Raw genomic sequence first — 1,025 nt, 5'->3', positions numbered from 1 at the left:
TAAGACGCTTAATTCGATTAATTGTTCAAATAGAATGGGCGACCGTATTTAATCGCGTTGTCGGAACCATCCAGTTCTTTGACTGCTGTACCGGTGCTTTGATTTGTCGCAAAGCCTTGAATACCGAAGTTAACACTAAAGTTGTTTTCGTATTCAGGAGAGGAGCCCGTACTGCCGATGGCTTGATTTTCCCAACCGAGTAATTGGTTAGAGTATGTCAAACCAATGTACCAACAATCAGATTGGTAACGCAGGCTTGCTAGCCATTCCATATCGGTATTTTCATTTAGGTCATAGTAGTACTGACCGCTTGCAGACCAGTTACGGTTGAACTCGTATGCCGCTACGATACCTGCTTGTGAAATACCTTTACGAGTAATTGTGTCTAGGTTTTCGAGAATGATCGTATCTTCGATGTATTCGCGAGTGACATAGCGGTAGTTACCTTGAATAAAGCCGCCGTTAAACTGATATTCCAACGTACTGTTGGCAAGCTGCATTGAGCTTAAGTCGATGTCGTACTGAACGCCACCGTGATAGAACAGGTAGTCGTTGTAGTTGAAATCAGCTTCAACTGCCCATGAAGAGTAGTTGGTTGTCTCGTCTGGAATGTTCGGGCTATTGCTGATTTTCGTCTTCTTATCGAAGTAGTAGATCTGACCAAACGACACGTTCAAACGTTCTTTGTAGTCATCATCAAAGAAGCGCGTACTTGCACCGTAGCTCAGCTGGTTAGCCGATGCGATCTTATCAATACCACTGTACTTACGACTGCGGAATAGACCGTAGTAGTCAGTTTGCAGCAGCGTTGTATCGTAGTTGTAGATGTTGGTTTGATCTTCTTCTGGTACGTAAAGGTACTGAAGTTGTGGTTCTAGCGTTTGTGTGTAGCCTTTGATCCAACTGGTGTCACGCTCTAAGTAAATCTGAGCATGGGTACGAAACTCAGGAATAACACGAGAAACTTGTTCATCAAGCTGGTTTTTCAAGTCCACGTCTGTCAAGCCAGTAAGGTCTTGAGAGTA

Annotated in this window: 1 protein-coding gene; it reads right to left on the bottom strand. The window is 43.8% G+C overall.

The window, feature by feature from the left end; all coding sequences use genetic code 11:
- Positions 1-17: 17 nt before the first annotated feature.
- Positions 18-1,025, bottom strand: a 1,008-nt coding sequence (gene lptD / locus R7P67_RS26600) for an LPS assembly protein LptD (RefSeq protein WP_318086554.1), incomplete at its 5' end; no start/stop codon positions are given.

The sequence above is a fragment of the Vibrio sp. Vb0937 genome, from assembly GCF_033338855.1.
Note: the sequence above shows the minus strand (reverse complement) of the source record. Positions and strands in the feature narration are given on the sequence as shown.